Origin of the sequence: Plectonema cf. radiosum LEGE 06105 (genome assembly GCF_015207665.1) — a bacterium.
Classification (GTDB): domain Bacteria; phylum Cyanobacteriota; class Cyanobacteriia; order Cyanobacteriales; family Nostocaceae; genus Rivularia; species Rivularia radiosa_A.
On record NZ_JADEWL010000039.1, the window covers coordinates 42,976 to 49,497 of the forward strand.

A 6,522-nucleotide genomic window follows, 5' to 3' on the forward strand; every position below is an offset into this window, starting at 1 on the left:
CTTTTTATTACTTATATGTTTATAATTGCTTGACCATCTTTACCATGTCCAGGGAACGCATTAGATGAGCAAATTACCTCCACTCTGACACCTTTTGAGGGAGCCACAGTACGATTTATCTCCTCAACAACTTTTAAAACGTGACTTCTTTCCGTTTTCACATCACCTGGAGAAGCAAGAAAAATTTTTATTAGTTCTACTTTTGGCATAGCCCCATTCGCTAAGTATAAAAAATGGCTAGCCGAATAATAATATCAAAAATCCTCTATATTTCCAGTACCTTATTTTTCTCAAGCGCTTCGCCTTTCTAAAAATGTGACAGAAACGAATTGTAAATTATTAATTACTGTGACGCTTTTGTCTTAAACTATCTTGTGTTATAAATCACAATATCTTAAACACTCACGTACCGGATGTGACCATAATAATTGCCATCTTCAACCAAGCAGGCGGAGTAATGAAAACCTCTCTCGCCATGAATCTTGGCTATCAACTACATCTCCAGAAACACAAAACGCTCCTCGTTGATATGGACCCGCAAGGAAGTTTAACAACTTTCATGGGTTTGGAACCCCACGAGTTAGAGCAAACCGTTGGCGATTCCATTTTCAACGAAGAAACGCCACCTTCAATTCACGACAACCTACACGGCATGGATTTACTGCCAGCCAACATTACGCTGAGTGCCGTAGAACTGCAACTAGCTACCGTTATGGCACGAGAAACCCGACTTAAAATAGCTTTAGAACCCCTTTTAAACCAATATCGCTTCATCATTATTGACTGTCCCCCATCATTAGGAATACTCAGCATTCTCAGCCTTACCGCTGCTACCCACGTACTAATTCCCATTCAAACCCACTTCAAAGCTTTCAAAGGTACGGAACTGCTACTAGATACCATCAAGCAAGTCAAAAAACACGTTAACCCCCAACTAACTATTGCAGGATTCGTTCCCACACTTTACAGCAACGCCAACCAAGATAAAATTATCTTAGAAGCGCTCATTGACCAACTAGAACCACTTGCTACCGTATACCCCCCAATCCCACGCGCTACCGCCTTTGCCGATGCAGCAATGAACCGCCAACCATTAGCCTTGTACGCACCCAAACATCCAGCAATAACAATTTTAAATAAAATTCAATTCGGAATGGAGAAACTCTAATGCCAGCCAGAAAAACAACACAAGTCCCCCAAATGCGCGGCGTTCAAGACTTAATCAGCATGAATGCGGAGACAAGCCAAACCACAGTACCCATCAACAAAATTCAAACTAATGATAAGCAACCCCGCCGCTACTTTGACCAGGATAAAATGGCACAACTAGTGCATTCCGTCAAAGAACACGGCATCCTAGAACCATTATTAGTACGCCCCTTAAAACAAGACGAATACGAACTCATCGCCGGAGAAAGAAGGCTAAGAGCAGCCAAAGAAGCAGGACTTACAGAAGTACCAATTGTCAGCAAACAATTCGACGACAAACAAGCCCTGCAAGTCGCACTTTTAGAAAACTTACAGCGAGAAGACCTCAATCCAGTAGAAGAAGTAGAAGCAATACTGGAGCTATTAACAATTCAACTAGAAGTAACCCCAGCAGAAATTAAATCAATTCTTAACGAATCTGCCAACGCTAAAAAACGCAAATTAGAGTTAGCGGAAAACGTTTCCCGTCAATTAGAACAAATCGAAACTATCCTAGCTGGTATTGGTAGATTTAACGCCGAAAGCTTCCGCACTAGCCGCTTACCGCTGCTAAACCTACCCTCGGATGTACTTGAAGTGCTGCGCCAAGGGAAAATAGAATATACCAAGGCGAGAGCGATTGCGAGAGTTAAAGATGAGCAGCAGCGTTCTGACTTGTTAAATGACGCAATCTCTCAAAATTTATCACTAACTCAAATCAAAGAATTAATACAACAACATGAACTTAACCAAACCGATATTGAAGAAACCGAACAGCAACAACTAACTAGACGATACTCGGATGTTGGTAAGCGGTTGAAGAGTACCAAAATATGGGACGACACCAGAAAGCGTAAGAAGTTGGAGAGATTGTTGGGTGATTTGGAAAAGTTGCTTTTAGAAAGCGAGGTAAAGCAAAATTAAACCGTTTCTTGAAAAATATTTTTTTGCGGTATATTAAATCCACCCGTGAGCAGTAGCCACTGATGATAACGATTATCTTTCTCATAATCAATATCAATCTTCTAAAATTGAAGTAATATTATCTTGCGACAGCCGGTATGATTATCATCGTAAATTAGCCGAGCGTATCTGGGTATTTTCTACCAAGCAATTGGAGTATTAGGAGAGGAAGAAGGTTGATTTTTTGCAATTTATGAGAAAGGTTGCTGTCTTTAAGAACAACAGGAAAATAGTTAAGCGATTAGGAAGTAATATGGTAGCAATAACGATTAGTATCTCAGAACATCAACTGCAAAAATTACAGGAATTAGCGCAAAAATTGGGAATCTCCACCGAAGAGTTATTATCTGCGAGTGTAGAAGATTTATTAAATCATCCTAAAAGTGATTTTACAGAAGCTGCTAATTATGTAATGCAAAAAAATGCTGAACTTTATCGGCGATTAGGATGATTCGCTATTTAGTGCTTATTGAAGTTATTGAACTTCATCGTCAAATTATTGAGCAGTCTGGGGGAGCATTGGGTATAAGAGACTTTGGTGCTTTAGAATCTGCACTTGCTCAACCTTACATGACTTTTAGCGGAGAGGAGCTTTATCCAACACTTGTCGATAAAGCTTCTGCAATTGGATTTTCGTTGGTAATGAATCATCCATTTATCGATGGTAATAAGCGAATTGGTCATGCAGCAATGGAGGTTTTTCTAGTCATGAATGGTGTAGAAATTGATGCTTCTGTAGATGAACAAGAATCTATCTTCCTATCCTTAGCATCGGGTAAACTTAACCGCGAAGCATTTACACATTGGTTAAAATCTCATGTCAAAGTTCGGTAGGGTGCGTTATGGACTTCAGTCCTAATGCACCGAAAAATCTTGGTGTTTTAAACCAAATCTTCCAAAAGCGCAGTAATTTTCCCCTGTGCCTTGGTGCGGTTATCATCGTAAATCATCAAAGTATTTAAAGAAGCGTGACGGCTCAACTTTTGCACGCTTCTAACATCCCCTTGACTCGCATCCAACGCCGCCGTTACCGACGAATGCCGGATTTTGTGCGGGCTGATGATTTTAGAAATTCCCGCCTCTTTAGATATCCCCACCACAATCTTGCGGATACCGTCACCCGTCAACCTATGCCCGTAGCGCGGACGTAAAGAAACGAACAACGGCTGCTTAATATCTAATTCCTTACGCACCCACAACCAATCCATAAGTGCCGCACAACTCTTATGATGTAAATCAATAAGTTCCTTCTGCGTACCTCGTCCCTTCCCCAAAATAGCCAGCGTCTTTGCTTCCAAATCCAAGTCTTCAATGTTACATCGAGATATTTCTTCCCTGCGTAGCGCGTTCGCCCATAACAACCGCAACAAGGCATAATCCCGCTTACCTTTCAACGTATCCCTATCTGGTATTGCTAACATTTTTTTAAAAGCTTCGGGACTAATTCCCGTCGTATCCCGGTACTGCTTTACCTTTTCACTTTTGATATCAGCCAAAGTCCAACTGCACTTGCCCACATTATAAGCATAATTAACCAACGCCTTAATCGCCGCCAACCGCCGATTAACAGTAGCTTCCTTCAATCCCAAATCAATCAACTGTGCCTTATACCGCAACACTAAGGTTACAGCAGAAAACCTTTCCATCTCTAAAAACTGCGCCACCAACTCAGGTGTCGGCTCCTTTGCTGCCACAGCTTGAAAAAATTTTCTTAAATCCTTAGCATATTCATGACGGGTACTTTTGTTGCGCTTCCCCACCAACAACTCCTGCAACAAATCGCGTTCTGCTGCAATGGCAAAAGGGTTAGTAATTATATCAGTATGCGACTTGTCTGGGAGTAACATAAAAAACAACTATCGAAAAGTTTTATTTTCGATATTTATTCTACCGTTTCTTTGTCCTTCCCTTACACAATCCAAGTTTTCGGCAGTTATTACCCCTGTAAGTTCGCGCATAAAATGAAAATTTGTCGCGCTGGAGATGAAAACGAGTGGCTGTAATCCCTGTGTTTTCGTGACACCCTTGTAGCACCGCCGTCATAAAGAAAGCGCCGTCTTCTTTATCCTGTAAGAGGACAGCAACTTTCCGAACGGTTGAAGCAGAAATTTTCAACTTATGCGCCTTCCCTACACAATTGGCTGCAACGGGTGTAACCAATACAAGATATGCTGATATCATTGCTATCGATTTGATATCGATTTGATATCGATTTGATCGCTTGTAGTCTACGCTGTTAGCTATGCCCGATTCTTCTCCAGAACATAAGCCCAGTCAAATGATTCGCGTGCCTACTCCAATAATAGGGGCAGTACGGGAATTATCCCGGTTGCATCGTCAAGGAAGAACAAGTGAAATTCTTCAAGGTTTAGAAGAGTTAATTTCAACGTTAGAAAGTAGCAGCAGTAGTAGGTACAATACTAATTCTAAAACTTTATCTGAAATAATGGAACGTCTTGATAAAGTTGAGTCAAATAAGACGGATGAATGTAGTAGTAATGAAATTGTTGATGCCGAACGCATAAACAATTTAGAAGATAAAGTTGATTCTATTGTTTCTAGAATAGAGCAATTTACTGATGCCATCAGACAGATACAAAATCATCTAAATAATCAACATAAAAATAATAAAAAATCTTACTACAACAATTCTTCTTCCTCTAGGCAAACTCCGCGAATACAGCCGTTAACAGAGGAAGGTTTAGCTTTGAGATTCGGTGTAAGTTTAGAAACTGTACGCAAGCAAAGAATTGATTTACCATCTCCGCATTTTGTGGCGTGGTGCAAGCGTCGAGATACTTCTAATATTGGGTGGGAATATAATCAAGATACGGGTTTATATCATCCAGTAATGTAAAGGAATAAGTAATAATTTATCTTATTGTAGGAGTAATTAATAATATGAGCAATTCTTCTTTTAGAAGCCCCTGGGTGGGAATGAGACAGTACACTAATGGATTTTCATCTAAGAAGGCAAGTCCGGGATATATTGCGCGTGCGCGTTCAATTTATAATAAGCTTTGTTCTGAATTAAGTGATAATCACGGGCGTTTGGGGTATGCTGCTATAGAATCCGATAGTGGCGAGTATTTTATTAATGCTAACAAAAAAGTCGCTCAGAGGGAACTTGCAATAAAATATCCAGGACGGTTAATTTGTACTTTTAAATTAACAAGGGCATCGTAATATAAATTGATATAAGGATAATTTGGATAGAAGAAGATGACTAATAGTAATTCTCAAATATTATACCCAGACAATTGGAAAGAATTAGCCACCAGTATCAAGGCTACTAAGGATTGGAAGTGTCAAAAATGTGGTAGGATATGCATAAAACCAGGGCAAAAAATACCCTCGGATTGGAGCAATTCTCAACGTAGGGCATACACGTTACAGGTGCATCATTGGAATAGAAATCCCGCAGATAATAGAATATCTAATTTAGCGGCATTATGCCCTGGATGTCATTTATTTTATCATACAAGAGGAAGAGGAAATATTTCAGAGCGGGCAGCTATCTTTTTTTGATAAGTTAGGAATTGAATCTGATGGGTAAATTAATTAAAGTCAGAATAAATGATGAATATTCCGCTTCAGTGAGTGTCAATAAACTTTAATAAAATATATATTAATTAATCGAAGTTTATAATAATTAAAAAAGGAGAAACGATTATGACAACAGATAAATCTACTCGCACCGTCCGTCGGGGAAGAATATTTCCAGAAATTCAGTGGACGGAAGAACAATTAGCGCAATGGAAAGCAGAACGCGAGGAGTTTCGGAAGCGTTGTCAAGTTATTTTTGACCGTGTAAAGCCTTCTTTAATGCAAACCCATTACAACTGGTATATAACGATTGAACCTCTGAGCGGTGAATATTTTGTTAATAAGGATGATATACATGGCGCTCAAATCGCACATGAGAAATATCCAGGTGCAAAGTTGTATACTTTCCGCATTAATGAAACCGGAGTGTGCGGAACAATATGATTCCTGGTTTTTTTGGTGATGAAGATGCTTTATTTTTTGAGATTGAACTAATATCATCTGATGGTTTAGAACTGCCAGTTGATGCACTTTTTGATACTGGCTTTTCTGCTTGGTTAGCTATTAACAATCAAGATTTAGATGCGCTTGGTTGGACATATATAAAACAGCAGCCAATGTTTACCGCACGGGGGGAAGCAGAATTTGAGATTTATTTGGGTAAAGTAATATTTGGCGGTCAAGAATACGATATTCCCGTTCATGTTGGCTACGGATTAACGGAAGTTTTACTTGGTCGTCAATGGTTGCAAAGTAAACGATTAGTGGTGGATATAAATAAGAATGAATTGACGTTAGAATGACGTTATTTATTGGTGATTATTT

General features: G+C 39.5%; 11 protein-coding genes. 9 read left to right on the forward strand and 2 right to left on the reverse strand.

Annotated elements, in window-relative coordinates; translation table 11 throughout:
• Positions 1–11: 11 nt before the first annotated feature.
• Positions 12–209: a hypothetical protein gene (locus IQ247_RS13710; protein ID WP_193920839.1), complete on the reverse strand. Its 198-nt coding sequence runs from the start codon at positions 207–209 to the stop codon at positions 12–14.
• A 206-nt stretch (positions 210–415) separates the two neighbouring features.
• Here IQ247_RS13710 and IQ247_RS13715 point away from each other — a divergent pair, with 206 nt between their 5' ends.
• The 4 genes from IQ247_RS13715 to IQ247_RS13730 all read left to right on the forward strand — a co-directional run bounded on the left by IQ247_RS13715 (position 416) and on the right by IQ247_RS13730 (position 2,985).
• Complete coding sequence (locus IQ247_RS13715) at positions 416–1,168, forward strand: ParA family protein (protein ID WP_193920841.1); 753 nt, start codon at positions 416–418, stop codon at positions 1,166–1,168.
• Complete coding sequence (locus IQ247_RS13720; protein ID WP_193920843.1) at positions 1,168–2,112, forward strand: ParB/RepB/Spo0J family partition protein; 945 nt, start codon at positions 1,168–1,170, stop codon at positions 2,110–2,112. Before IQ247_RS13715 ends, IQ247_RS13720 begins: the two co-directional genes overlap by 1 nt.
• 292 nt (positions 2,113–2,404) lie before the next feature.
• Positions 2,405–2,602, forward strand: coding sequence for a DNA-binding protein (locus IQ247_RS13725; protein ID WP_193920845.1), 198 nt, complete (start codon positions 2,405–2,407; stop codon positions 2,600–2,602).
• Positions 2,599–2,985 (forward strand): type II toxin-antitoxin system death-on-curing family toxin, encoded by a 387-nt coding sequence (locus tag IQ247_RS13730; protein WP_193920846.1) that lies wholly within the window; start codon positions 2,599–2,601, stop codon positions 2,983–2,985. The genes IQ247_RS13725 and IQ247_RS13730 overlap by 4 nt, the downstream gene beginning before the upstream one ends.
• Positions 2,986–3,032: 47 nt before the next feature.
• Here IQ247_RS13730 and IQ247_RS13735 read toward each other — a convergent pair whose 3' ends face one another.
• Positions 3,033–3,998: a tyrosine-type recombinase/integrase gene (locus IQ247_RS13735; protein WP_193920848.1), complete on the reverse strand. Its 966-nt coding sequence runs from the start codon at positions 3,996–3,998 to the stop codon at positions 3,033–3,035.
• Between the two features lie 395 nt (positions 3,999–4,393).
• Between IQ247_RS13735 and IQ247_RS13740 the strand changes: the two genes are divergently transcribed.
• The 5 genes from IQ247_RS13740 (at position 4,394) to IQ247_RS13760 (ending at position 6,500) form a co-directional block, all read left to right on the forward strand.
• Entirely contained in the window at positions 4,394–5,008 is a 615-nt protein-coding gene (locus IQ247_RS13740; RefSeq protein ID WP_193920850.1) for a hypothetical protein, read from the forward strand.
• A 44-nt stretch (positions 5,009–5,052) separates the two neighbouring features.
• Positions 5,053–5,337 (forward strand): hypothetical protein, encoded by a 285-nt coding sequence (locus tag IQ247_RS13745; RefSeq protein WP_193920852.1) that lies wholly within the window; start codon positions 5,053–5,055, stop codon positions 5,335–5,337.
• A gap of 36 nt (positions 5,338–5,373) precedes the next feature.
• Positions 5,374–5,679 carry an HNH endonuclease gene (locus tag IQ247_RS13750; RefSeq protein ID WP_228059731.1) on the forward strand — a complete coding sequence of 102 codons (306 nt, stop codon included), beginning with the start codon at positions 5,374–5,376 and terminating at the stop codon, positions 5,677–5,679.
• A gap of 144 nt (positions 5,680–5,823) precedes the next feature.
• Complete coding sequence (locus IQ247_RS13755; protein ID WP_193920853.1) at positions 5,824–6,141, forward strand: hypothetical protein; 318 nt, start codon at positions 5,824–5,826, stop codon at positions 6,139–6,141.
• Positions 6,138–6,500 carry an aspartyl protease gene (locus tag IQ247_RS13760; RefSeq protein ID WP_193920854.1) on the forward strand — a complete coding sequence of 121 codons (363 nt, stop codon included), beginning with the start codon at positions 6,138–6,140 and terminating at the stop codon, positions 6,498–6,500. The genes IQ247_RS13755 and IQ247_RS13760 overlap by 4 nt, the downstream gene beginning before the upstream one ends.
• Positions 6,501–6,522: the final 22 nt, after the last annotated feature.

Excerpts from the sequence above, each read along its gene's own strand:
- IQ247_RS13710 (WP_193920839.1), bottom strand. The coding sequence starts at position 209 with ATGCCAAAAGTAGAACTAATAAAAATTTTTCTTGCTTCTCCAGGTGAT.
- IQ247_RS13720 (WP_193920843.1), top strand. The coding sequence starts at position 1,168 with ATGCCAGCCAGAAAAACAACACAAGTCCCCCAAATGCGCGGCGTTCAA.
- IQ247_RS13725 (WP_193920845.1), top strand. The coding sequence starts at position 2,405 with ATGGTAGCAATAACGATTAGTATCTCAGAACATCAACTGCAAAAATTA.
- IQ247_RS13730 (WP_193920846.1), top strand. The coding sequence starts at position 2,599 with ATGATTCGCTATTTAGTGCTTATTGAAGTTATTGAACTTCATCGTCAA.
- IQ247_RS13735 (WP_193920848.1), bottom strand. The coding sequence starts at position 3,998 with ATGTTACTCCCAGACAAGTCGCATACTGATATAATTACTAACCCTTTT.
- IQ247_RS13740 (WP_193920850.1), top strand. The coding sequence starts at position 4,394 with ATGCCCGATTCTTCTCCAGAACATAAGCCCAGTCAAATGATTCGCGTG.
- IQ247_RS13745 (WP_193920852.1), top strand. The coding sequence starts at position 5,053 with ATGAGCAATTCTTCTTTTAGAAGCCCCTGGGTGGGAATGAGACAGTAC.
- IQ247_RS13750 (WP_228059731.1), top strand. The coding sequence starts at position 5,374 with ATGACTAATAGTAATTCTCAAATATTATACCCAGACAATTGGAAAGAA.
- IQ247_RS13755 (WP_193920853.1), top strand. The coding sequence starts at position 5,824 with ATGACAACAGATAAATCTACTCGCACCGTCCGTCGGGGAAGAATATTT.
- IQ247_RS13760 (WP_193920854.1), top strand. The coding sequence starts at position 6,138 with ATGATTCCTGGTTTTTTTGGTGATGAAGATGCTTTATTTTTTGAGATT.